Annotated in this window: 25 protein-coding genes, 1 tRNA gene and 1 pseudogene; 16 read left to right on the forward strand and 11 right to left on the reverse strand. The window is 62.1% G+C overall.

From position 1 onward, the window contains the following. Positions 1 to 34: 34 nt before the first annotated feature. The 4 genes from RBA40_RS13180 to gloB all read right to left on the reverse strand — a co-directional run bounded on the left by RBA40_RS13180 (position 35) and on the right by gloB (position 7,728). Positions 35 to 4,474 carry an EAL domain-containing protein gene (locus RBA40_RS13180; RefSeq protein ID WP_306648309.1) on the reverse strand — a complete coding sequence of 1,480 codons (4,440 nt, stop codon included), beginning with the start codon at positions 4,472 to 4,474 and terminating at the stop codon, positions 35 to 37. Positions 4,475 to 4,478: 4 nt separating this feature from the next. Continuing rightward, positions 4,479 to 5,600, reverse strand: a complete 1,122-nt coding sequence (locus RBA40_RS13185; RefSeq protein WP_306648310.1) for an ABC transporter substrate binding protein — start codon at positions 5,598 to 5,600, stop codon at positions 4,479 to 4,481. Positions 5,601 to 5,732: 132 nt separating this feature from the next. Further along, positions 5,733 to 6,743, reverse strand: a complete 1,011-nt coding sequence (locus RBA40_RS13190) for an ABC transporter substrate-binding protein (protein WP_306648312.1) — start codon at positions 6,741 to 6,743, stop codon at positions 5,733 to 5,735. Positions 6,744 to 6,927: 184 nt separating this feature from the next. Then, complete coding sequence (gene gloB / locus RBA40_RS13195) at positions 6,928 to 7,728, reverse strand: hydroxyacylglutathione hydrolase (RefSeq protein ID WP_306648313.1); 801 nt, start codon at positions 7,726 to 7,728, stop codon at positions 6,928 to 6,930. 27 nt (positions 7,729 to 7,755) lie between these two features. Here gloB and RBA40_RS13200 point away from each other — a divergent pair, with 27 nt between their 5' ends. From RBA40_RS13200 to RBA40_RS13215, 4 genes are all read left to right on the forward strand, one after another. Continuing rightward, positions 7,756 to 8,529, forward strand: coding sequence for a class I SAM-dependent methyltransferase (locus tag RBA40_RS13200; protein ID WP_306648314.1), 774 nt, complete (start codon positions 7,756 to 7,758; stop codon positions 8,527 to 8,529). 26 nt (positions 8,530 to 8,555) lie between these two features. Next, positions 8,556 to 8,993 carry a ribonuclease HI gene (gene rnhA, locus RBA40_RS13205; protein ID WP_099879445.1) on the forward strand — a complete coding sequence of 146 codons (438 nt, stop codon included), beginning with the start codon at positions 8,556 to 8,558 and terminating at the stop codon, positions 8,991 to 8,993. Between the two features lie 70 nt (positions 8,994 to 9,063). Then, entirely contained in the window at positions 9,064 to 9,768 is a 705-nt protein-coding gene (dnaQ, locus tag RBA40_RS13210) for a DNA polymerase III subunit epsilon (protein ID WP_306648315.1), read from the forward strand. Between the two features lie 37 nt (positions 9,769 to 9,805). Beyond that, positions 9,806 to 9,880 (forward strand) — tRNA-Val (locus tag RBA40_RS13215). Positions 9,881 to 9,967: 87 nt separating this feature from the next. Here the strand turns inward: RBA40_RS13215 and RBA40_RS13220 are convergent. The 7 genes from RBA40_RS13220 to RBA40_RS13250 all read right to left on the reverse strand — a co-directional run bounded on the left by RBA40_RS13220 (position 9,968) and on the right by RBA40_RS13250 (position 13,706). After that, positions 9,968 to 10,969, reverse strand: a complete 1,002-nt coding sequence (locus RBA40_RS13220) for a tyrosine-type recombinase/integrase (RefSeq protein ID WP_306648316.1) — start codon at positions 10,967 to 10,969, stop codon at positions 9,968 to 9,970. 244 nt (positions 10,970 to 11,213) lie between these two features. Further along, entirely contained in the window at positions 11,214 to 11,657 is a 444-nt protein-coding gene (locus tag RBA40_RS13225; protein WP_306648317.1) for a hypothetical protein, read from the reverse strand. Continuing rightward, positions 11,641 to 11,901: a hypothetical protein gene (locus RBA40_RS13230; RefSeq protein WP_306648318.1), complete on the reverse strand. Its 261-nt coding sequence runs from the start codon at positions 11,899 to 11,901 to the stop codon at positions 11,641 to 11,643. Before RBA40_RS13230 ends, RBA40_RS13225 begins: the two co-directional genes overlap by 17 nt. Further along, positions 11,895 to 12,296 carry a hypothetical protein gene (locus RBA40_RS13235; RefSeq protein WP_306648320.1) on the reverse strand — a complete coding sequence of 134 codons (402 nt, stop codon included), beginning with the start codon at positions 12,294 to 12,296 and terminating at the stop codon, positions 11,895 to 11,897. The genes RBA40_RS13230 and RBA40_RS13235 overlap by 7 nt, the downstream gene beginning before the upstream one ends. Positions 12,297 to 12,299: 3 nt before the next feature. Continuing rightward, complete coding sequence (locus RBA40_RS13240) at positions 12,300 to 13,328, reverse strand: hypothetical protein (protein WP_306648321.1); 1,029 nt, start codon at positions 13,326 to 13,328, stop codon at positions 12,300 to 12,302. Positions 13,329 to 13,344: 16 nt separating this feature from the next. Beyond that, positions 13,345 to 13,584: a hypothetical protein gene (locus tag RBA40_RS13245; RefSeq protein ID WP_306648322.1), complete on the reverse strand. Its 240-nt coding sequence runs from the start codon at positions 13,582 to 13,584 to the stop codon at positions 13,345 to 13,347. Beyond that, positions 13,581 to 13,706, reverse strand: coding sequence for a hypothetical protein (locus tag RBA40_RS13250; RefSeq protein ID WP_306648323.1), 126 nt, complete (start codon positions 13,704 to 13,706; stop codon positions 13,581 to 13,583). The genes RBA40_RS13245 and RBA40_RS13250 overlap by 4 nt, the downstream gene beginning before the upstream one ends. Before the next feature lie 570 nt (positions 13,707 to 14,276). On the opposite strand from RBA40_RS13250, the gene RBA40_RS13255 reads away from it, so the two are divergent. From RBA40_RS13255 to RBA40_RS13310, 12 genes and pseudogenes are all read left to right on the forward strand, one after another. Next, positions 14,277 to 14,504 (forward strand): hypothetical protein, encoded by a 228-nt coding sequence (locus tag RBA40_RS13255; RefSeq protein ID WP_306648324.1) that lies wholly within the window; start codon positions 14,277 to 14,279, stop codon positions 14,502 to 14,504. Next, positions 14,480 to 14,755, forward strand: a complete 276-nt coding sequence (locus tag RBA40_RS13260; RefSeq protein WP_306648325.1) for a hypothetical protein — start codon at positions 14,480 to 14,482, stop codon at positions 14,753 to 14,755. Before RBA40_RS13255 ends, RBA40_RS13260 begins: the two co-directional genes overlap by 25 nt. A 110-nt stretch (positions 14,756 to 14,865) precedes the next feature. Continuing rightward, complete coding sequence (locus RBA40_RS13265) at positions 14,866 to 15,144, forward strand: hypothetical protein (RefSeq protein ID WP_306648326.1); 279 nt, start codon at positions 14,866 to 14,868, stop codon at positions 15,142 to 15,144. After that, positions 15,141 to 15,455, forward strand: coding sequence for a hypothetical protein (locus RBA40_RS13270; protein ID WP_306648327.1), 315 nt, complete (start codon positions 15,141 to 15,143; stop codon positions 15,453 to 15,455). Before RBA40_RS13265 ends, RBA40_RS13270 begins: the two co-directional genes overlap by 4 nt. Beyond that, complete coding sequence (locus RBA40_RS13275; protein ID WP_306648328.1) at positions 15,452 to 15,673, forward strand: DUF7940 domain-containing protein; 222 nt, start codon at positions 15,452 to 15,454, stop codon at positions 15,671 to 15,673. Before RBA40_RS13270 ends, RBA40_RS13275 begins: the two co-directional genes overlap by 4 nt. Beyond that, entirely contained in the window at positions 15,657 to 16,115 is a 459-nt protein-coding gene (locus tag RBA40_RS13280) for a lysozyme (RefSeq protein ID WP_306648329.1), read from the forward strand. Before RBA40_RS13275 ends, RBA40_RS13280 begins: the two co-directional genes overlap by 17 nt. Further along, entirely contained in the window at positions 16,112 to 16,507 is a 396-nt protein-coding gene (locus RBA40_RS13285; RefSeq protein ID WP_306648330.1) for a hypothetical protein, read from the forward strand. Before RBA40_RS13280 ends, RBA40_RS13285 begins: the two co-directional genes overlap by 4 nt. Beyond that, the gene (locus tag RBA40_RS13290) at positions 16,504 to 16,812 is read left to right on the forward strand and encodes a hypothetical protein (protein WP_306648331.1); all 309 of its coding nucleotides are present in this window, start codon (positions 16,504 to 16,506) and stop codon (positions 16,810 to 16,812) included. Before RBA40_RS13285 ends, RBA40_RS13290 begins: the two co-directional genes overlap by 4 nt. 28 nt (positions 16,813 to 16,840) lie before the next feature. Then, positions 16,841 to 16,969, forward strand: a complete 129-nt coding sequence (locus tag RBA40_RS13295; RefSeq protein ID WP_306648332.1) for a hypothetical protein — start codon at positions 16,841 to 16,843, stop codon at positions 16,967 to 16,969. A gap of 38 nt (positions 16,970 to 17,007) precedes the next feature. After that, positions 17,008 to 17,289, forward strand: a complete 282-nt coding sequence (locus tag RBA40_RS13300; protein WP_306648333.1) for a hypothetical protein — start codon at positions 17,008 to 17,010, stop codon at positions 17,287 to 17,289. 503 nt (positions 17,290 to 17,792) lie between these two features. Beyond that, on the forward strand, positions 17,793 to 20,486 hold the full coding sequence (locus RBA40_RS13305; RefSeq protein ID WP_306648334.1) for a DUF6531 domain-containing protein: 2,694 nt from the start codon (positions 17,793 to 17,795) through the stop codon (positions 20,484 to 20,486). Further along, a pseudogene (locus RBA40_RS13310) lies at positions 20,483 to 21,748 on the forward strand (type IV secretion protein Rhs); the annotation flags it as partial. The gene RBA40_RS13305 and the pseudogene RBA40_RS13310, both read left to right, overlap by 4 nt.

Below are 21,748 nucleotides of genomic sequence, written 5' to 3' on the forward strand. Positions count from 1 at the left end.
GTTGTACCCTAAGTGTACGCGCGGCGCAGGACTGTCAAACCCTCAACGCCATCGCCTCGCGCTTGATGATCAACTCAGCAAACTGCTCCGCCGGCATCGCCGGCGCCAGGTACCACCCTTGCAGCAGATCGCAGCGCTGCGCGCGCAGGTAGTCGAGCTGCGCTTCTGTCTCCACCCCTTCCGCCACCACTTCCAGCCTCAAACTGTGCGCCAGCGCGATGATGCCCGCGATGATGGCCGCGTCGTCGGCGTCGTGCGGCACGTCGGCCACGAACGAACGGTCGATCTTGATGATGTCGACCGGGAAGCGCTTCAGATACGACAGCGATGAATAACCCGTGCCGAAATCGTCGATCGACAGCCGCACTCCCAGCCCGCGCAGGCGGTGCAGTGCCTTGAGCGTATCCTGCGCGTGTTCCATCAGGGTGCTCTCGGTGATCTCCAGTTCCAGCAGGTCCGGCGGCAGGCCCGAGGCAACCAGCACCGCTTCCACCGTATCGGCAAAATTCTTTTGCAGCAGCTGGCGCACCGACAGGTTGACCGCCACCCGCATCGGCGGCAAGCCCTGGTCGATCCAGGCCTTGAGCTGCGCGCACGCGGTGCGCAGCACGAATTCGCCCAGCGGATTGATCAAGCCTGTCTCTTCCGCCAGCGGGATGAATTCGACCGGCGGCACCATGCCGCGGGTCGGGTGCTTCCAGCGCACCAGTGCTTCCATGCCGACGATGCGCTGGTTGTCGAAGCGCGCCTGCGGCTGGTAAAACACCTCAAGCTCGTTGCGCTCCAGCGCGCGCCGCAGGTCGCTTTCCAGGCGCACGTGCTCCGAAATGGCCTGTTCCATGGACGCTTCGTAGAACTGGAAGCCGGTATTGGTCTTCTTGGCGCGGTACATGGCGCTGTCGGCGCGCTTGACCAGGGTCGGGACATCGAGTCCGTCGAACGGATACATGGCGATGCCGACGCTGCTGGTGACGAAAATATCGTGGCCGTCGATCTGGAACGGCGCGGCCAGCACGCGGCAGATGGTCTGCGCCGCGGCGGCCGCCGGCGCCGGTCCGTCGACGTCGCCCAGGACGATCGTGAATTCGTCGCCGCCCAAACGCGCCACCATGTCGATGCTGCGCACCGCGCGCCGCACGCGCTGCGCCACCGCCACCAGCAGGCGGTCGCCGATGTCGTGCCCGAGGTTGTCGTTGACGTATTTGAAGCGGTCCAGGTCGAGGAACAGCACCGCCAGGGAGGTCTTGTTCACGCGCGCCTGGTCGACCGCTTGTCCGAGCAGGTCGAAGAACAGGGTGCGGTTCGGCAGCCCGGTCAGCAAGTCGTTGAAGGCCAGGTGGCGGATGCGCTTCTCGGCGCGGTTCGCTTCGATGATGCGGCGCACGCGCTGCGACAGCACGGCGTAGTGAATCGGCTTCGGAATATAGTCGCTGGCGCCGGCCGCGAAGGCCCGCTCGACCGAGGAATTGTCTTCCAGCGCGGTGATCATCAGTACCGGAATGCTGCTGCCGCCGGGCAGTTCCTGCATGCGCGCGCAGGCGGTGAAGCCGTCCATCACGGGCATGACCGCGTCCATCAGCACCACGTCGGGCTGGAAGCGCTTGAGCATCGTCAAGGCCTGGGCGCCGTCGGCCGCTTCTTCGACCTTGAAGCCGTCGCGCTGCAAGGTGTAGCGCAAGGTGCTGCGGGTACTGCGGTCGTCGTCGACGATGAGCACCTGCGGCACGTCGTCGCCGCTACCCTGGCCGGCAGCGTCGTCGCCGGTCACTTCAAGCGCGAGCGCGCTGGCCACCGCGTTGTAGGCCACGCGCAGGCGCGGCAGCAGCGGCACGATCAGTTCGGGGCGGCCGGCGATGCCGTGGTCTTCGGCTTCCTTGGCCAGTTGCGCCAGGTGGGTGGCACCCAGATTGCCGGAGGAACCCTTGATCGCATGCGCCTTGGCGCGCGCGGTGTCGAAGTCGCCGCCGTGGGCCGCCGCTTCCAGGTCGAGCAGGTATTGCGGCGTGTCTTCGAGGAAGGGGCTGATGGCCTGGGCCAGCGATGGTCCCATGATCTCGCGCAGCTTGACGAACATGGCCTGGTCGATCGGGCTTTCGCCGCTGTCGGCGGCGGGCTCGCTGCGCAGCTCTTCGCCGGGCGACGCATCGCCGGGCGACGCATCGCCGCGCGGCAGCCAGCGATCGAGCTTCTGGCGCAGCTCGAACAGGGTGATCGGCTTGGCGAGGTAGTCATCCATGCCGGCGGCCAGACACTTTTCGGCGTCGCCGCGCTGGGTGTTGGCGGTCATGGCGACCAGCGGCGTGCGCCGGCCGCTGCCTTGTTCGAACGCGCGGATGTGCGCGGTCGCTTCGTAGCCGTCCATCTCCGGCATGCTGCAATCCATCAGGATCAGGTCGAAGCTGCCGTTGCGGGCCGCTTCCAGCGCTTCGCGCCCGTTGGCGGCAAATTCGCAGGCGCAGCCGTTCATGGCGAGCATGCCGGCGGCGACCATCTGGTTGGTGCGGTTGTCTTCAGCCACCAGGATGCGGAACGAGGTGCGCGGCGGCGCGGCCAGCTGGCTCGCCATGGCCAGCGCGGGCGCCCTGGCGCCGGCCAGCAAGTCCTTGAGCGCCTGCAGCAGGCGGTCTTCGCGCAGCGGCTTGCCGAGCGAGGGATGGCCGTCGACCAGCGTGCCGCCCGAGGGCGTGCCGAAGCGGTCGAGGATCAGCACCAGCGTGCCGGGCGAATCGGCGGCGATCCGTCCCGCCAGGTCGTTGCCGTCGTCGTCCAGGGCGCCGATGTCCATCATGACGATGGCGTACGGACGCGCTTCCATGGCGCCAACCTTCAGCTGCAGCAGCGCTTCGCCGCCCCAGCGCGTGACGTGGCAGTCGATGCCGTGGCGCTGCATGGTCTGGGCCACGAAGCTGCGCACGATCTGGCTGTCGTCGACCACGATTGTGCGCAGGCCGGCCAATTCCGTGTGGGCCGGTTCCGGCAGTTCCTGCAGCGCGGCCTTGCAGACGATGTTGAAGGTGAAGGCGGTCCCTTCGCCGAGCGCGCTGTCGACCGTGATGGCGCCTCCCATCAGTTCGACCAGCTGCTTGCAGATGGCCAGGCCAAGGCCGGTGCCGCCGTATTTGCGGGTAGTCGACGGGTCGGCCTGGGCGAAGGACTGGAACAGGTGCTGCTGCTGGTCGGCGCTCATGCCGATACCGGTGTCGCGCACCTCGAAGCGCAGTCCGTACTCGGGCCCATCGGCCAGCGCGATACTGACCGCCACTTCGCCATGCTCGGTGAATTTGACGGCGTTGCCGAGCAGGTTGATGAGCACCTGGCGCAGGCGCAGCGAGTCGCCGTTGACGCATTGCGGCACGCCCGCGCCGAGCAGGTAGCCCAGTTCGACATCGCGCACCTGCGCCTGTTTGGCCACCAGTTCGATGACTTCCTCGAGCAGCGTGCGCAGGTCGAAATCGACTTCTTCGAGCGAGAGCTTGCCCGCTTCCATTTTGGAGAAGTCCAGGATGTTGTTAATCAGTTCGATCAGGGTGCGCGAGGAATTCCAGGCCACATCCACGCATTCGGCCTGGCGCTTGTTCAGGTTCATTTCCTTGAGCATGTCGAGCATGCCGACCACGCCATTGAGCGGGGTGCGCACTTCATGGCTGACGGTGGCGGCAAACTGCGCCTTGACCAGCGCCATGCTGACGGCGGCATCGCGCGAGTCCTTCAGTTCCGCTTCGCGCTGTTCGAGCACGTTCATCATCTTGTTGAAGGCGAGCGCCATGTCGATCAGGTCGCGCGGGCCGGCCGGGGCGGCGCGCATGCCCGATTCGCCCGCTTCGGCACGCTGCATCAGGCGCGAGAGCGCATGGAGCGGGTTGATCATGTGGCGCGTGAGCAGGCGCACGATGGCCAGCAGGATGGCGGCGAACGACAGCGTGACGATCAGGTTACCCACCAGTAGCGACAGCGTGAGGCGGTTCAGCGTATCCTTGGCGATGGCCACATGGACGTGGCCGAGCAGCTGTTTGGGCGGCTCCTGCAGGTCGAACGGCGAGGCCAGTCCCTGGCCGCCGAACACCGGCGCGGTGAAGTGCCAGGCCTGCGAGGTTTCATCGGCCAGCCGCGCCTGGGGTATGGGCGAGATGGGCGCCAGCGGCCCGGCCGGCGCGGCGCCGCTCTGGCTTTTCGAGAGCAGCACCTGGCGGCGCGTGTCGCTGATCTGCACGCTGAGCACATCGGGGAAGGTGAGGGTGGTAGCGACGACGTCCTGGGCGTTTTCGGGAGAGTGATACAGCAGCGCCAGGGTACTCTGGCGCGCCAGATTTTCGGCGATGCGCTCGCCCTGTTCGAGGAAGTAGTCGCGCATGCGGGTACGCGCTTCCCAGGAATTCATCAGCGAGGAAAACAGCGCCAGGCCAAGAATGGCGGCAGAGACGATGACTGTCAGTTGGCGGCGAAACCCCGTGCGGCGAAGGAAGTCATGGAACATCTACTCAGGGCTCCGGATAAATAAGGTCGAAGGTACGCTGCTGCTGGTAGCCGATGTTCAGGCCCATATGGCTGGCGGTACGCAGGTTGATGGCGGTGTGCAGTTCGCGCAGCGGCTGCACGCCTTTCTTGCGTTCCCCGGCGATGGCGCTTTCGGCGGAACTGGCCAGCGAGCGGCCCAGTTCCACGTTGTTGGGACTCATGGCGAACAGCGCGCCTTTTTTCACGTGCAGCACATTGCTGGAAAAGATAGGCACGCCGCTGTTCCACGCTTGCTTGAGGATCAGCGGGAGCAGGGTGCCTTCTTCGACCGTGGTGGTGTCGTGCGGGAGCCAGACGGCGTCGCGGCGGCTGTCGGCGCTGCTGAACAGGGTGGCGTAATGCTGGGCTGCCTGGCCCAGGTCGCGCGCTTCGTGCGACACCAGTTCCAGGCCCTGCCCGCGCGCCGCCTCGCGCGCAATGCGCAGCAGCCATTCGGTTTTTTTGGGGTCGTACACCACGATCACGCGCCGGGTTTCGGGCAGCAGTGCGCGCAGGCGCGCAAACAGCAGCGCCGGATCGGGGGTGAGGCTGATGCCGTTCAGATTGACGATTTCGGCGTCCGACAGCAGCAGGGCACCGCCCACCAGCACCTCGATATCGCTGTCGAGCGCCGAGGCCACGTTCAGGCCCTGGCGTCCGAGCGCGATGACGACACGGGTGCCGTTGCGCTTGAGCTGCGCATTGAGGTCGGCCGCGTCGAAGCGCGCATCGACCGCATAGCTGCGCACGCGCAGGCGGGTGCGCTCTTCGATCCCCTGGATCATGCCGATGAAGGCACCGCGAAACGGTTCCGACACGTTCGGATAGAGTACCGCGATGGTGTTCTTGCCGAGCGCCGCTTGCAGCTCGGGGCGGCGCAGCTGGTCTTCGAGCTGGGTGACGGTGATCGGCAGCATGCCGTATTGCCCGCCGCTGTCATAGCGCTCCAGCAGGCCGGGCGCCTGGGCCGTGGCCGGCGCCAGATCGTCGGCGATGGCCTCGGCGATGGCACGCGGCGCCGGTCCGGCCAGTAGCATCAACAGCAGCGCGGGCGCGCCAAACGGCGCGCGCGGCCGTCGGCGAGCGTTGAAAAAAAGTGTAGTCATTGCGTACAGCGGGGACGCGTGGTCCGGTTAATTTGTAAGCAGCCACGCATGTGGGCACACACCAGGCTGCAGTATACGTCACTGGAAGTAGCCCGAAAGAAAGAATTTAGAAAAACTAACAAAAAACCACTCTCACGGTTCCGGATACAGGAACTGGAAGCCGCGCTGGACAGACGGGCCGGCCGCGATGCCCAGATGGCTGGCGGTGCGCAGGTTCAGGGCAGCGTACACGTCGCGCAGAGGCAGCAGGCCGCGCGGCGGCGGTTCGCCCCCTAACAGGGCCGTGGCAAGATTGCCAAGGTTGCGTCCGAGTTCGATATTGTTCGGGTAGAGCGCGAACAGGGCGCCTTTCCGCACATGGAGGAAGCTGCTGGAAAAGACCGGCAAGGCGCGGTTCCACGCTTCGCGCAGCACCAGCGGCAGGATGGTGGTTTCGTCGACCGTGGTGGCGTCGGTGGGTAGCCAGATGGCGTCGCGCCGGTTGTCGGCGGCGGCGAAAGCGTTCTGATAGAGGCGCGCGGCGCCGGCCAGGTCGGGCGCTTCGAGCGGCGCCAGTTCGACGCCGTGCAGGCGGGCCGCGTCGCGCGCCAGCCGCAGCAGCCAGTCGTTGTGCTGCGGGTTGTAGACGACAATGACGCGGCGCACGCCTGGCGCGAGGCTGCGCAGGCGGGCAAACAGCAGGGCCGGGTCGGGACTGAGGCAGATGCCGGTGTGCCGGTCGCGCTCGGGCGAAGAGGAAATGCCGCTGACCACCAGGCCGAGCCCGGGGTCGAGCGTTTCGGCGGCCTTGAGGCCCTGGCGGCCGAGGGCGACGACGACGCGCACGCCCTGGCGTTTGAGCGCCGCGCCGAGATCGGCCGGGTCGTGTGCCGGAGCGAGCGGCCAGGCCTGTACGCGCTGGCGCATCTGTTCTTCGATGCCGCCGATGATGTCGGTGAACACTTTGCGCACCGGGTCGGGGAGGTCGGGAAAGAGCACCGCGACCGGGCCCGGCGCGGCAGGCTCGCTTGTAAAGATGGTTTGCGCGTGCAGCGGCGCATGCGGCGCGAGGGGGGCGGCCAGCGCGGCGCCCAGGCGCAGCAGCAGTGCGCGCCTGTCCGGAGCGGGCGGCGCAAGCTTATCGATGGCGCGGCGCCCGGCCATGGACGCGACGGCGCGGTTGCGCTATCGCTGTATCGGGCTGGTGGGCCGCGCTAAGGTATCGTCTCGGCATGTGATTATTCACACTGTTTCTTTGTAGAATATCTTAGCCGAGTTCTGGCGCCTTGAGTGTGCTGTCTTTACATCAACTGTGCTGGCGTGGCATTTAACAGACGTTTGATGGTTATCAGAACGTGTTTTTCCAGGTGCGCAGGGCGGCGAAGGCGGCTTGCGGCGGCGCTAGCGGGTCAAGTTTTCCCAAGGCAACCAGGTTGGCGACGATGTCGGGATGGCGGTCGCGCAGGAAAGGATTGGTGGCTTTTTCCAGGCCGATGGTCGAGGGCACGGTCGGGATGCCGCGCTCGCGTTTGGCCGTTTCCGTCACGATGCGCTGCGCGATCAGCGCGTTGGCCGGTTCGGCCGCGGCGGCGAAGCGCAGGTTGGACAGAGTATATTCGTGCGCGCAATAAACGGCCGTGTCGTCCGGCAGCGCGAGAAAACGCGCGAGGGACGTGCGCATCTGCCCGGGCGTGCCTTCGAACAGGCGCCCGCAGCCGCCGGCAAACAGCGTGTCGCCGCAGAACAGCCAGTGTTCGCCGGTTCCCTCGCGCAGGTAGGCGATGTGGCCCAGGGTGTGTCCGGGTACCTCCAGCACGCGCAGCGCCAGCGCCAGGCCGGGCACGTCGACCAGGTCGCCCTCGCCGAGCGGCACGCTGACCGTGGCGATGCTCTCGGCGCGCGGGCCGTACACTGGGACTTGCGCATGCGCGAGCAGTCCCGGTACGCCACCAATGTGGTCAGCATGATGATGGGTGAGTAAAATGGCGGTGAGCGTGAGATGATGCGCGGCCAGGGCCGCGATGACGGGCGCGGCGTCGCCGGGGTCGACCACGGCGGCGTGCACGCCATCGTGGATCAGCCACAGGTAATTGTCCTTGAAGGCGGGGACGGCGAGCACGCTCAAGGGGCGGGGCGTCGGATACGTCATAGTGAAGGTGTCGGCAAAGGGGTAGGCATGGATAGCGCGGCATCCGAAAAATCCATTATAGCGCTCGATGACTGGCTGCAGACGCCGGCAGGCGCTTACGTGCGCGCGTGGGAACAGGCTTGCCTCGACGAGCTGACGGCCGATATCTTCGGCTACAACGCGGTGCAGATCGGCTTGCCGCAGATCGATGCGCTGGCCGCCAGCCGCATGCCCAACAAGTGGCAGGCGGCCACGCGCACCTCGTCGCACGAGCAGGTGGCGCTGGGCGCGGGCAAGCGCCAGATTGCCGTGGCGCTCGATTTCGCCGAGCTGCCGTTCGCGTCGCAAAGCCTGGACCTGGTGGTCATGCCGCACGTGCTCGAATTTGCGGCCGAGCCGCATCAGGTGCTGCGCGAGGTCGAGCGGGTGCTCATTCCCGAGGGCCAGCTGATCATCTGCGGCTTCAATCCGGCCAGTTTGTGGGGTTTGCGCCAGGGGCTCAGACGCGTGACGCGCTCTGCCTATTTGCCGGTGGCGGGCGAATTCATTTCTATGCCACGTATGAAAGACTGGTTAAAATTGCTCAATCTGGGCGTGAGCCGCAGCCATTTCGGCTGCTATGCGCCGCCTTGCCGCACGGCGCAGTGGATCGAGCGCTATGCCTTCATGGAGCCGGCCGGGCAGCGCTGGTGGCCGTATCTGGGGGCGGTGTACATGGTGCATGCGATCAAGCGCGTCAAGGGCATGACCATGATCGGTCCTGCCTGGAATAAAAAATCGGCGACGGCGCCGCAAGCGGTGCCTGCCACCAATCGGAAGTAAAGACAGCGAAAGCAGAGAAAGACAGGATGAGCAAAGTAGAGATTTTTACCGACGGTGCGTGCAAGGGCAATCCCGGCACCGGCGGCTGGGGTGCCTTGCTGGTGGCCGACGGCCACGAGAAGGAAATCTGTGGCGGCGAACTCAATACCACCAACAACCGCATGGAGTTGCGCGCCGTGATCGAGGCGCTGAGCATTCTCACGCGTCCGTGCGAAGTGGTGCTGCACACCGACAGCCAGTATGTGCAGAAGGGTATTTCGGAATGGATCCACGGCTGGAAGGCGCGCGGCTGGAAGACCGCGGCGAAAGAACCGGTCAAGAATGAAGATCTGTGGAAGGCGCTCGACCTGGCGCAGGCGCAGCACGCGGTGGAATGGAAATGGGTGCGCGGCCACAATGGTCATCCGGGCAACGAGCGGGCCGACGTGCTCGCCAACCGCGGGGTCGAGACCGTCCGCCGCTGAGCGGACGTCGCTGGCCGCGCGCCTGGTTTGTTATACTGCGCGCCTTGTTTCACTTAATACCCAGACTGCCATGCGCCAAATTGTCCTCGATACCGAAACCACCGGCCTCAATCCCCGCACGGGCGACCGCGTCATTGAGGTCGGCTGCGTCGAACTGCATAACCGTATGCTGACGGGGAATAACTTCCACCGTTACATCAATCCGGAGCGCGATTCGGAAGAGGGCGCGCTGGCGGTGCACGGCCTGACCACGGAGTTTTTGCGCGATAAGCCAAAATTCGCCGAGATTGCGCAGGAGTTGCGCGAGTACATCCAGGGTGCCGAAGTCATCATCCATAACGCGCCGTTCGATCTGGGGTTTTTGAATAACGAGTTCAAGCTGCTCGGGCTGCCGACATTTACCGAGCATTGCAGCGGGGTGATCGATACCCTGGTCAACGCCAAGGAAATGCATCCCGGTAAGCGCAACTCGCTCGATGCGCTGTGCGACCGCTATGGCGTGTCGAACGCCCACCGCAAGCTGCACGGGGCGCTCCTCGATGCCGAGTTGCTGGCCGACGTGTATTTGTCGATGACGCGCGGGCAGAACAGCCTGTCGATGGATGTGGAGGATGAGTCGGCCGGCAGCGGCGGCACCCTGGAAGCGGTGGCGCTGGCCGAGGTGATTATTCTTGCCGCCAGCGCGGACGAGCTGGTCGAGCATGAAAGCGTGCTTAGCGGGCTGGACAAGGCGGTGAAGGGGAACTGTATTTGGAGAAATTACGCAGAAGCGTGACGTTTCGCGAAACGTATGTCATAATACGCCCCGCTTCGGGAGGTTAGCTCAGGGGTAGAGCACTGCATTCACACTGCAGGGGTCGCAAGTTCGAAACTTGCACTTCCCACCAAGAATACGCAATAAAATCAGTAAGTTAGAAGACGGCCGACACTCTGAATTGTCGGCTTTTTTTTGCCTGTGTAATTTTCTGGTGTAATTATCCTTTTCCCTGCACCAAGCTCGACAGCTTATCAAGCGCCGCACGCTGGGCGTCCACCTGCAGGTGGGCGTAGCGCTGCGTGGTCTGGACGTTGCTGTTGCCGAGAATCTTGCTGATCGTGTACAGGTCGACACCGAGGCTCAGCATGATGCTCGCGCACGAGTGGCGCAGGTCGTGGAAGTTGACGTGCTCCATCCGAGCCTTCACGCGCGCCCTTCGCCAGGATGACTTCATGCCGTCGACCGTAATTGTCAAAGGGAAATGTTTAAGCCAGGGCCGCAGTGCCGGAATGATCGGGATCACGCGCATGCGCAGCGTCTTCGTGTGGCTGGCGGGCAGAGTGATTGTGTCGCGGCCGATGTGCTCAGTCCTGATTTGGAACAGTTCACCGCGACGTGCGCCGGTTAAGAGCGCTGCCCAGATGGCTGCCTGCGCCTGTTCCGTGCAATGTTGAGCGATCTGGCGCACATCCTCGACATTTAAGAACACCTCGCGCCTATTGTTCACATCGACATTCTGAATCCGCAATCCGTGATTCTCATGCGTGAGCTTCGCGCGCCACGCAAGCGTTAGCCCCTTCTTCGCGCACGCTAGAGATCGGTTGATCGTTGCGGGGGCGTACGCCGGCTTTAATCTTTTTGTCTTCGGATCCTCGACCAGTTGCCGCATGTCCCGAATTACGTGATCAGCGAACTCCTGCGCTTGGCTGGCCATGTATTTGGTTGCCCAAGGGCCAAGGCGTTTGGCATGGAATTCCGAGGTCTCGGCGCTGCGCAGAGTTTTCGAATGCTCGACATACAGGGCAAGGATGACGCTCATGGGCGGATCGCCTGGAATGTTGACCTCTTTCGGCGCGCGCGCCACCGCGCTCCGGATCTCCGCTTCTACGAGCTTGGCATCACGCGTAGTTGCACCTTCCGGCAAGACTCGGTGAACTCTTTTCCCGCTGACCATAACGCCGACGTGATTCCTACCTTTTGCATCGTCCCAGATGGACATTGATAATTCTCCTTTAACCACATTTTGCATTCGTTCATGCCGTATCGTTTCGACCGCTTTCCTACCGGAGTGAATGGCAGCCCAGCATGTTCGAGTCGGCGAATGGTCGATTCGCTGACGCCGAGTGCCGCGCAGATCTGTTGTCTGTTCATTTCGCTGGCCGTACTCACAGGCTTCTTGCTTGGCGCGGAATCCATCGTGGACACCAGCTCGGCGATCCGCCGCATTTCCGCTTCGCTCATATTCATCGGTCACCCCCTTTTGTTATCGGTACGATCGGCTCGCCCGCCTTGATGATGTTGACCGTCCTGTGCAGCGCCGCAGCGAACGCAGGCCCGCACCGCTGTGCCAACGTGTCGTCGGTCGCCTCCACCGGTACCAGCCTCCAGCCCGGCGCTTCGGATGCTGGCCAGGGAGCGGCGAACGGGAGATTGATGCCTGACGCGCCGTTTTCGTTGCACTTTGTCGAGGTGATCTTTATCCATGGGCCGTAGGTAATCTCGCCCAGAAATACGCCCGGCTTGGCATGCCCTGCTAGCCGGGGAGCGCGGCGGGCGGCTTGCGCGTACTCGCGCATCTGGTCGGCGGAATAAAATTCCTCGTTGCTTCCGAGCGCGTAGCCTTTGCCACAGTCCGGTTCAGGCAGTGGCGGCAACTCGCGCTCTTGCGCGTCAATGGTGGTGGTCATGAAATTCCTTCCGGATTTTAAGTTCCGCAATGCCCCGCGCTGACAAGTGGACAAGTTGTTCGCCGCTGATCGGGTGAGGCATGACGAGCGCCTTTTCGGTCACGCCGAAGAATTCGTTCAGCCAGCGCTGCGTTCCGGCGGCGACCTGGGGCGTTAGCACCGCGGCGCAGCGCTGCGACAGTATGAAATTCGGCACGCTGCATGCTGGGTTCTCGAGAACGCGTAGCCCGTAAATGGTCAGCATCCCTCGCCCCCGTTCTCTGGCTGCGCTCGTGGTGGCGCAGCGGACACAGGTGCGGCCGGGTAGTCGACCCCAAGCGCTTCAAACAGCATCACCGCGAAATCGTGCAACATGGTGCGCTCTTGTGGTGTCGGCGTATGGCAAAAATCATCGGTTCGCCACTCATATTCGCTGGCGAACATTTGGAGATACGTTGCCGCTGGCTCCGCGTATCCTGTCAATTCGGTTCCCGGTTGCGCGGGAACGTCCTCCGCAGCGGCCACCAGTTCCGCAGCCGCATGGCGTGCATCGCGGTGGCCGATCTGGTAGGCGCGCAATTCCGTGTCGCTCTTGCCGACCAGATCAGCAGTGCGCGACTTGCACGGCAGGGTCATAATTTCTTCGTGTAATTTGCTCACGGCTCACCCCTTGTTGTTGAGACTGCGGATAGCGTCTTCGCATTCGCTCGCACCGTCCGACATGCCGTCGTAGTACGGGTTTGCACGCCCCGGATTGTTGGGCGCATGTCGGCCCCGTCCCTTGTACTTGTCGCGGTAGTCCGAATGGATTTCGCCGCACAGCACCGCCGCCTCTTCCAGCGCAGCCTTGCGCACGTCCGCTGCGGCTTTGATGCGTGCCATGCCTGGCGCGATGCACGCGTGGTCGTCTGCATCCAGCTCGTGGTCAGGCTCATCCTGGTGCGCAGCGCACGGGCCGTCATGGCCAGCAGTGCGCGTGCAGTTCCAGCCTGCGGGTGGCACCTGGCAAATCTGATTCGCGTCGGTCCACACAATCGGCTCTGCCGCTTTAGCTGCGGTGCTGGCGGCATCGACAAAAGTGCGCAATACTGTGCAGCCGCGCGCCTCATGAAACGCTTTCTCTTCGGCGTCCAGCACTAAAAAGTTACTGTCCCACTTATCCCGCCGCATGTACCAGGCGACGGCTGCCGTTTCGGTGCTGGCGGGCTGGGCGGCGATGACGGCTCTGGCGAAGTCCCGGCATATTCCTTCAAGCGAGTCGGCTCCTCTCGGGACTTTCTCCCATATCGCGTCGATCTGCGCATCCGTCAGTGCCGCGCCACTTGCCGCAGGTTCCGGGCACCCCTCTTGATAGTAAGCCCCTGTCGCGTCGTCCCAACCGCCGCAGTAGCAATCTACTTGAGCGCCACTTGCCGCATGTGCTAACCAGTTGTCCTGCCGAATGTCGGATTTCGGGATAATGGTGTTGCTTCTTGCCGCAGGTGCATCCGGCACCACGCGCTGCTGCTCGCACGCCGGGCAATACCGGGTGCTGCTGCCGGAGCGCGGGACTGGCTCTACATAGGGCTGCACCGAGGCTGCGCTGTCCAGCGCGCGGCCGATGATATCCAGCGCCTGCAACTTCGTCGGCAGCGCCTCCCCCTCGATATACAGGCGGGCGGCTTTCAATGCGTCGGTCAATTCGATTTTCATGGTTTTCCCGTTTTCGTTATTCAGGTTGTTTTTGCAACGACACTCGCGAGGCGTCGATTGGTGTTGGGTCGCCTGGAAGATAAATCACCATCTCGACGTGGCCGCCGATCTGTTGGCCTCCGAACGCGTAGATATGGCTGGCCTTTCCGTCTACGACGATCGGGTGCCCGACTTGAAACGCAGCCACCAATACACGTTGGTGCTTGTGCTCCGGCAGGTCGGAGCGCGAGAAGTTCGGCGGCGGCAGCTGATTCATCCGATATCCCTCAGGCGCGCCAGGCCGGTGTCGCACTCGTAAATGTGGTCTGGCACGGCGCCCGACGATTCGATCAAGCGGCACTTGTGGGCGATCAGGTACTTATCGCGGCGGATGCCCATGGCTTGGTCCGCGAACGTCAGTAGGACGCTGACAGCGCGCGGCGGGACGGGCACGCCTGCAGGCACCACTGCCGTGTACACCCGGAACGTTCTGATTACGATTCTTCAAACTTCTGGAGGACCAGGCCCGTCGTCGGGGTATGGGGACTGGAGCACTCTTGTCTCGTACGCAAATTCAGCAGTAGCTTCAATAAACTCGGGAGCGTCCACATATAACGGGTGTGCGATATCCCAATGGACCACGCCAAGTGCGACATACGGCGTTTATCCGCAATCGTACGCGTCGCCTACGGGGTTTGTGTCGAATAGTGCAAGGTGGACGGCGGAGGACGGAAATACATCCGGGGCTGTTTTGCGAAGCGGGTATTTCGCCCTGATCTGGGACGTCCCGTACGCGGCAACCACAGGCGGCTCCACAACAGCATTCGGCCAAACGTTCGTCGGCGGCACGGGCGGCGTTGCAAGCCCGGCCACGGTTAGCAACATTTCTGTTGCCCCAGGCCAAGGATATTCCATCAGCGTCGCCACCGATGGATACGTCACGATCAGCTATTTACAATAAGGGAAATCATGCTTAACCCAATTAGAGAATTGCGCTACAAAGAAGCCGGCCAGGTCGTAACGGAAGAAGCTTATAAGTCGGACTACCCGCACACGTCCTTTGCTGTCGACTGGACGCCTGACGACGCCGAATGGGTCGAATACATCGCCCCGCCTGCAACGATCGGTTATCAGCAAGCGATGCGTGACGGGATCAAAAAGGTAGACGGGAAATGGCAAAAACAGCCTGGAAGGTAATCCAAGGCGTGCCGCCGTCGGTGCCCATGCTGAATGCGCGTCTCGCGCTGATCGCAGCTGGCCACATGACGGCGGTTAAGGCCTACGTCGACACGATGCCGGGCATCGACGGCGAGCAGGCGCGCGCCTACCTCGAGTACGCACAGAACGTGCGCCGCGACCACTGGCTGGTCGAAGGTATCCGCCAGGTGCTGGAGCTTGCGCACGCCGATATTGACGCCCTGTTCCTCACTGCCGCCGCGATCGCCTGATTCGCGCGCGCTCCATCTCTGGCCGCCTTCGGGTGGCTTTTTTTTCGCCGGCTCGCTGGCATCACTGCGGTTTCCACCTGGGCGCCGCGCACAACCGCTTTGAGAAGCCAATGACCCAAGCATCCACCGAAGTACAGATTGCCCTGCTGATCCATGGGCAAGCGCTATTGCAGCGCGAAATGGAAGAGAACAAGCGCGAGGCCGCATCCGATCTCGAACGTGTCACCGAGAAGGCGGACGCAGACATTAAAGAGGCCCGGCGCCGCCTTGCTGAGCTGGAAGACGAGCGAACCGAGGCCCTCAAGTGGGGAGTGATGACGCTCGGCACGGCGGTCATGGGTATGGCGTACTGGATTATCGACAAGGTAATCGGAGGGCACATTCGATGAATGCGAAAAAGTGGTCGGTTTCGTTTTACTGGGTGCTGCGCATCTTCCTGGGCGTCGCTGCGGCGCTGCTGCTGGTAGCCGTGATTTACCCGGCGAGGGTAGTTCAGGGCCCGCCAGGCGAGACTGGCGCCCAAGGTATCGAGGGGCCAGCCGGCGCTGGCGGCGTTGGGGAGAAGGGTGACACCGGCGACCGTGGGCGCGCAGGCAGCGACGGCGGGCAAGGGAAGAAGGGCGAGCAGGGATCAAAGGGGCAGCAAGGCGATACCGGCGCAACCGGTGCAAAAGGCAATGGATTTTGGAGCGGCAAATGATCCTCATCGAAGACTGGCGCGCGGTGCTCGCCAAGGCATGGAGCCTGAAATTCAACGCCGCTGCGGGCCTGCTGGGCGCCGCCGAGGTGTATATCGCGCTGGTGCAGCCTGCCGGCATCCCCAATGGTGTATTCGCTGGCATCGCGGCTGTGGTCTCGTTGCTGGCATTTGGCGCGCGCTTGCTCGCGCAGAGGGAATTCAATGGCACTGACAAATAAGCAGCGCGCCGGCTGGTGCGCTATTGCCGTCACCATTGTGGGCGGCTTCGAGGGCCTGCGCCAGGCGGCCTATCTCGACCCGGTTGGGATCCCGACGATCTGCTTCGGCGAGACGAAGGGTGTACGCCTGGGCCAGCGCGCGACGCTCGACCAGTGCAAGGCCATGCTGGCCGCGTCGCTGCAACTGGCGAACCACGCCGTGGACGACTGCATCCGGGCGCCGCTGCCCGATTACCGGCGCGCCGCGCTGGTCAGCTTCGCCTACAACGTGGGGCAACCGGCGCTGTGCGGCTCGACCCTGGCGCGCAAGATGAACGCGGGCGATGTCGAAGGCGGGTGCGATGAGCTGCTGCGCTGGACCATCGCCAAGGGCATCCGCCTGCCTGGGCTGGTGAAGCGGCGCCAGGCCGAGCGCAATCTCTGCCTGGTGGGCGCAGCGTGAGCGCCCTGGGCACGCTGGCCGCCGGCGTCACTGGCGGTATCTGGAAAATTGCCGCGATCGTGCTGGCGGCCCTGCTGCTCATGGTGCTGTCTGCCGCCGGTACCGGCTGGTGGGCGATTGCGAGCGCGCGCGACCAGGCGCTGGCAGACCTACATGCCGAGCAGGCAATCACCGCGCAGCTTCGTACGGCCATCCAAGCGCAGAACGATGCGGTCGAGGAGGCGGGCACGGCCAAGCTGCTCGCCGAGGCACGCGGGCAGGCCGCCCAGCAACAGGCCGCCGCAGCCGGCCGGCGCTTCGACGCCGCGCTGGCCAAGGTCGCCGGCGCGCGCGCGACCACCTGCGACGAGGCGATGCCTGCCGTGAACGTCATTCTGGATGCCATCAAATGAAGCTCCTGCACCACCTGCGCATTTTCGCTCGACCAGCATCACCTGCAGTTTTTCGCTGGACCTGCACCCTGGTGCTGATCCTGGTGCTGCTCACCGCATGCGCCGCCGCGCCAGTCGTGCAAGAGGTCAAGGTGCCCGTGTACCGGTCATGCGTGGCCGCCGCGCCCGAGCGTCCCGCCTTCGCCGTGCGCGGCCTGGCGCCCGATGCCAGCGACGGCGAAAAGGTGCTGGCCCTGGCGCGCGACCTGCCGGTGCACCTCAAGTACGAGGCGCAGCTCGAAGCCGTGATTGCGGGGTGCTTGTGAACGACGCTGCCGGGCCGCTGATCTCGAGATGCACCGGATCGACGGCCAGGACAAGTCGCCCATGCAGATGGTCAGCGCCGACCTGCTGGCGCACTACTGGCGCCCCAAGGCGGAACTCGTCGCGCTCAAGGCGACGGCCAGCCAGGACTTGCGCTGATATACTGTGCAAACGTACAGTATCAGTAGAGTCATCCCATGCCGCTAAGCCCACCCTTAGCCCTCGAGCAGTTGCACGAAATTGCAAAGCGCAGAGACCTCGCCGATATCATGAGGCTGCTGTGGGAGATCAAGCGCCTGCAAATCCTGATGCTGCGCGTCGACCAGGTGCAGCAGGGCATGGTCGGCGGTGGAGGCATTATTTGGGACGTGCTACGTCGTGATCTGGACTGTGAACCGTGCGTCGTGGATGAGCGGGAGAAGAAGCGGAAGGCCTGGGCCGATAATTACGAGCCTGGCGAGGACGACGAGGGCGAGTAGGTCGGCCGTACTTGCCGCTCGTACCACCCGGCCAGCGCCGCGATGGCAAGTTCGTCCGGTACCTGGGCGGCTCGCAGCAGCCTCAACGCCGTCTTCCGGCGAACGCGCGCTGTATTCGCAGCGCTTCTGTGATCTTGTTCGCAGTGTCCTTGTCATGGCGCGGGGTGGGCATGGCATATACGCCTGCTGCGGCTGTACGGCAGCAGGTCAGGAAAGGGTTGATACGCGTCGGAAGCGCGAGGCGTCGGACCAAATTTCCGCTCCACAAACGAAATCACCCCCGTGTAAAAGACTCATCATTGCCCAATTGTCGAGCGGAAAAGCTTTGCAAACCCTCATAGATGCTGGATTGGCTGATCAGCTTCTAAAGCTGCCAACAGCGACCCTTGACGGTACAGTTGTTGTAAAATAGTAACTAATTCAGAATAAATATTGCAAATATGAAAATGTGTTGACATTTCCATGACATAATTTTGCCAATTTCAAAAAAGCAAAGGTATGAGATGGGTTTTTCGTTTGCAGGCGATATATTTTCGTCCCGAGGAGTGGTCGATCGCGTTGTTTTTTCATTAATGATTGCAATTCCATTGTGCGTCACACTCAACGCGAGCGCGGTTGAGCCCAAGTTCAAGCCCGATTCATTCGGGCCGCATAAATATAAATTTGGGCACGACGACTATTTCGACGATGAGGATGGCGCGATAAAAAACAAACTGGACAGATTTTGGGCCAACGTTGGAACTGCATTCTATTGCAAATTTTATTATGTGGAAAACGCGTTATCTGTGTACGGACCTGAAGAAAATAAATTTTGGGGCTCTACTATCGCGTACAAGCCACTTGAGCAGATCAGCTATCATTACAACCCGGAAGGCGCATGCAATCGCACGAACTTCAATGCTGGAACTATGGTGATGATGATTCGAGTGCGAGCAGCATGCAGCTCAGCGGAGGGGTATCGCTATGACGCCAAAGCGGGGGAGTGCGTCGCGATCAAAGCCGAGCCGAAGGACGACTCCGACGGTCGGAATATCGGGGGGAGTTGTTCACCTTTAAGATCACGACCCGTAGGCCAACCGATTGAACCGGCCACCGGAAATATGTGGCACATCATTACGGATTACCAGGCGCCACCGAGCGCGAGTAGCCTGTCGCTGAGCCGCATCTACAACAGCACGCTCACCTATCCAGATCCCTTCGTGGTTCGTGGATTTGGCGTGCGCTGGACTCATTCGTATAACAAATCGCTCCGGCCAGAAAAACAATACGCCAACTCTGAGACTTGCTGGGTCTTCCCTCAAGATAACTCCCTGGAGTGCTCGTCGGGCTCCCGGAGCCAGGAACCAATTCCAGGCAGGGTATCCATCACCCACCCCGACGGTAAGCAAACGATGTTCACCCGGTCGACAGACGGCACGTACGCCAGTTCTGCCGATGTGTGCGACAGGCTTTCGCCAGTTATGACGGCAGACAATTTGGCCGTAAAAGAGTGGACTCTTTCCAGCGCAAAGCAGGACCGCTTGGAACGTTTTGACGCTACGGGATTGCTGTTGTCGGTGACGGAACGCAGCGGACTCAAACAAGAATTCACGTACAGCGATGGCGTCAGCAACGATACCAGCGTCAGCCGTCTTCCGGCGACTGCCCCCAAGTGTGAAAGCGTCCATCCGAACGGCGTGCTACAGGCAGGTCGTTTGCTCTGCGTGACCAATAATTGGGGACGTCAGATCCAGTTCAGGTACGATGTAAAGGGCCGCATTACCGCAATGATCGATCCAGCGGGTGAGCCCACTCTATACGAGTACGACGGTGTGTCCGGCGGCTGCGTTCCCGGTAACGAAGCTACCTACGCGTGTAAAGCAAACAATCTGACCAAGGTGACTTATCCTGATGGAAAAAGCCAGACGTATTGGTACAACGAAGCCAGCAAAATCAACAGTGGTGCTGCATGCAGCACCTTGTCTAAAACCATCGGAAATGGCTTTGGCCCGACGGCGTTTAGCAATCTGTTGACCGGCCTGGTCGATGAAAACGAAGAGCGGCACATCAGCTGGACATATGACTGCTCCGGCAGGGCAACGTCGTCGCAGCTCGGTGAAGATGTCGAGAAAGTAACTGTCGCCTACACCGAAGGTTCTACCCCATCGGCAACAGTAACCCACTATGTGGGACCGAAGGAAAATCCGATTACATCGGTGAGCAAGTTCGGCAAACAACGTGTGGATGGGGTTGCCAAAATCACTACCGTTGACGCGCCATGCGTGGAATGCGGCACGATTGCTGAGCGTAAATATGACGCCATCGGCAACATCACCATGACGAAGGATTTCAACAACAACTACAGCTGCTTCGCTTACGAAGCCGCGCGCAATCTGGAAACGACGCGGGTTGAAGGCGCTTCGACAGCCGATTGCACCGCGCTGCTGGGCGCACAAACACTTGCATCGCCGGTACGTAAAACCACGACCAAATGGCATGCCAACTTCCGCCTGCCCGAAACCGTAGCCGAACCCAAGCGTATTACGAAATACCAGTACGAGGCATTGTCCGGCAATCTACTCTCCAGAACCGAGCAGGCCACGACCGACCTGACGGGTGCGCAGGGATTGAATGCGCCGTTGGCAGGCAACGCCCGCAAATGGACATATAGGTACAACAAGTTTGGACAATTGCTCACCTTAACCGGCCCGCGTACCGACATTGCCGACGTCACCAAATATGACTACGATCCGCTCACGGGCTATCTGGTCAAGATAACCAACGCCGCCAAGCAGGAAACCACTTACGGGGACCATGACGCTCACGGCCGGGTTCACACGATTCGCGTGTATAACGGTGATACGAAGCTAGACTACACCGAAACGAAGCTCGACTACACCGAACGCGGATGGGTTAGGTCGCAAGCCGTAACGAGCGGCGGGAGCACGCTGACCACCTTCTACGCCTACAAACCGTCAGGTCAGGTCGAAATGGTCACGTTTCCCGACAAGAGCGTGACGAAGTACACCTACGATGCAGCCCACCGGCTCACTTCGGTCGTCAATGATCGGAACGAGAGCATCATTTATACACTCGACCTCACCGGCAACCGGATCAAGGAAGAAGTACGCGACCCCAACGGCAACCTTGCGCGCCAGATTACCCGTACCTATGACATTACCGGCCGTCTGACGAGCCAAACCGGAGCTGCACAATGACCCGCCGTACCTTCAGCCGTCTGACGTCCGGCGCATTGATTGTTGTGATGACTTATACCCCGCTGCTGGGTGCCTTTACCGGAACCATGGCATCGGCGCAGTCAGTGCCGGAAGCGGCCACCAGTTACAAGTACGACCTTGTCGGCAACCTTAAGGAGGTGACCGACCCACTGGGACGGGTGACGAACTTCACTTATGACCCACTTGACCGGGTCAAGCAGGTGGAGCAGCCGCTGACCAACGGCGCGCGTCCGACCATCAAGTATGGTTACGATGGCATCGACCAGGTGTCGACGGTGACCGATCCGCGCAACTTGGAAACGCGTTACTCCGTTGACGGATTGGGTAACCGCACCGAGCTGGGAAGCCCCGATACCGGCCTCACAAAATCGACTTACGATGCCGCCGGCAACCTGAAGACGAGCATGGACGGGCGCGGTAAAACAAATACCTATTTTTACGACGCGCTCAACCGCTTGACCCGCATCGACTATACGGGTTCCGTCAGCACGACATTTGAATACGACGGCGGCGCCACCCCCATCCCGAATGCGCGCGGCAAGTTAACTCGGATGACGGATGAGTCGGGTAGTACGAGATATACCTATGGCGACTTCGGGCGCCTGGCGACCAAAACCCAGAACACGATCGGAGGGGGTTACAACACCACCCATCAGCATACCTATGCATACGATGGGGACGGCCGGCTGGTGAGTATGACCTACCCGAGCGGGAACCGCCTTAACTATGGCTACAACCATGCTGGGCAAGTCACCAGCATCACACTGAACCCGGTGGACGCCAGCGGTACCGGCACGAGCACCGGCAGTATTGTTTTGCTGAACAATATTACCTACGCAGCGTTTGGTGGAACCACCGGTTGGACCTGGGGCAACAGCACGCAAGCAAGCGAAAATACGCATGTGCGCACCTATGACCTCGACGGACGGATCAGCGGCTATACCTTGGGGAACCCTAAGGCGAACGGTGTGGTGCGCACGGTGAATTACGATGCCGCCAGCCGCATCAAGGGGTACACCCATGCCGGCACAGGAACGGCGCCGAGCCCTGCCACCTTGAACCAGACCTTCGGCTACGACGAGCTCGATCGCCTGACCAACTACAGCGGCAACGGCACCACCCAGACCTACGCCTACGATGCCAGCGGTAACCGCATCAAGGCTGGGTTCGGAGCGAACAGCTACACTAACACTATCAACCCGCTCAGCAACAAGCTGAGCGGGACCACAGGTCCGGTACCG

The sequence above is a fragment of the Massilia pseudoviolaceinigra genome, assembly GCF_030846505.1.
In the GTDB taxonomy this organism is placed as follows: Bacteria; Pseudomonadota; Gammaproteobacteria; order Burkholderiales; family Burkholderiaceae_D; genus Telluria_A; species Telluria_A violaceinigra.

Excerpts from the sequence above, each read along its gene's own strand:
- RBA40_RS13180 (WP_306648309.1), bottom strand. The coding sequence starts at position 4,474 with ATGTTCCATGACTTCCTTCGCCGCACGGGGTTTCGCCGCCAACTGACA.
- RBA40_RS13185 (WP_306648310.1), bottom strand. The coding sequence starts at position 5,600 with ATGACTACACTTTTTTTCAACGCTCGCCGACGGCCGCGCGCGCCGTTT.
- RBA40_RS13190 (WP_306648312.1), bottom strand. The coding sequence starts at position 6,743 with ATGGCCGGGCGCCGCGCCATCGATAAGCTTGCGCCGCCCGCTCCGGAC.
- gloB (WP_306648313.1), bottom strand. The coding sequence starts at position 7,728 with ATGACGTATCCGACGCCCCGCCCCTTGAGCGTGCTCGCCGTCCCCGCC.
- RBA40_RS13200 (WP_306648314.1), top strand. The coding sequence starts at position 7,756 with ATGGATAGCGCGGCATCCGAAAAATCCATTATAGCGCTCGATGACTGG.
- rnhA (WP_099879445.1), top strand. The coding sequence starts at position 8,556 with ATGAGCAAAGTAGAGATTTTTACCGACGGTGCGTGCAAGGGCAATCCC.
- dnaQ (WP_306648315.1), top strand. The coding sequence starts at position 9,064 with ATGCGCCAAATTGTCCTCGATACCGAAACCACCGGCCTCAATCCCCGC.
- RBA40_RS13220 (WP_306648316.1), bottom strand. The coding sequence starts at position 10,969 with ATGTCCATCTGGGACGATGCAAAAGGTAGGAATCACGTCGGCGTTATG.
- RBA40_RS13225 (WP_306648317.1), bottom strand. The coding sequence starts at position 11,657 with ATGACCACCACCATTGACGCGCAAGAGCGCGAGTTGCCGCCACTGCCT.
- RBA40_RS13230 (WP_306648318.1), bottom strand. The coding sequence starts at position 11,901 with ATGCTGACCATTTACGGGCTACGCGTTCTCGAGAACCCAGCATGCAGC.
- RBA40_RS13240 (WP_306648321.1), bottom strand. The coding sequence starts at position 13,328 with ATGAAAATCGAATTGACCGACGCATTGAAAGCCGCCCGCCTGTATATC.
- RBA40_RS13245 (WP_306648322.1), bottom strand. The coding sequence starts at position 13,584 with ATGAATCAGCTGCCGCCGCCGAACTTCTCGCGCTCCGACCTGCCGGAG.
- RBA40_RS13250 (WP_306648323.1), bottom strand. The coding sequence starts at position 13,706 with ATGGGCATCCGCCGCGATAAGTACCTGATCGCCCACAAGTGCCGCTTG.
- RBA40_RS13255 (WP_306648324.1), top strand. The coding sequence starts at position 14,277 with ATGCTTAACCCAATTAGAGAATTGCGCTACAAAGAAGCCGGCCAGGTC.
- RBA40_RS13260 (WP_306648325.1), top strand. The coding sequence starts at position 14,480 with ATGGCAAAAACAGCCTGGAAGGTAATCCAAGGCGTGCCGCCGTCGGTG.
- RBA40_RS13265 (WP_306648326.1), top strand. The coding sequence starts at position 14,866 with ATGACCCAAGCATCCACCGAAGTACAGATTGCCCTGCTGATCCATGGG.
- RBA40_RS13270 (WP_306648327.1), top strand. The coding sequence starts at position 15,141 with ATGAATGCGAAAAAGTGGTCGGTTTCGTTTTACTGGGTGCTGCGCATC.
- RBA40_RS13275 (WP_306648328.1), top strand. The coding sequence starts at position 15,452 with ATGATCCTCATCGAAGACTGGCGCGCGGTGCTCGCCAAGGCATGGAGC.
- RBA40_RS13280 (WP_306648329.1), top strand. The coding sequence starts at position 15,657 with ATGGCACTGACAAATAAGCAGCGCGCCGGCTGGTGCGCTATTGCCGTC.
- RBA40_RS13290 (WP_306648331.1), top strand. The coding sequence starts at position 16,504 with ATGAAGCTCCTGCACCACCTGCGCATTTTCGCTCGACCAGCATCACCT.
- RBA40_RS13295 (WP_306648332.1), top strand. The coding sequence starts at position 16,841 with ATGCACCGGATCGACGGCCAGGACAAGTCGCCCATGCAGATGGTCAGC.
- RBA40_RS13300 (WP_306648333.1), top strand. The coding sequence starts at position 17,008 with ATGCCGCTAAGCCCACCCTTAGCCCTCGAGCAGTTGCACGAAATTGCA.
- RBA40_RS13305 (WP_306648334.1), top strand. The coding sequence starts at position 17,793 with ATGGGTTTTTCGTTTGCAGGCGATATATTTTCGTCCCGAGGAGTGGTC.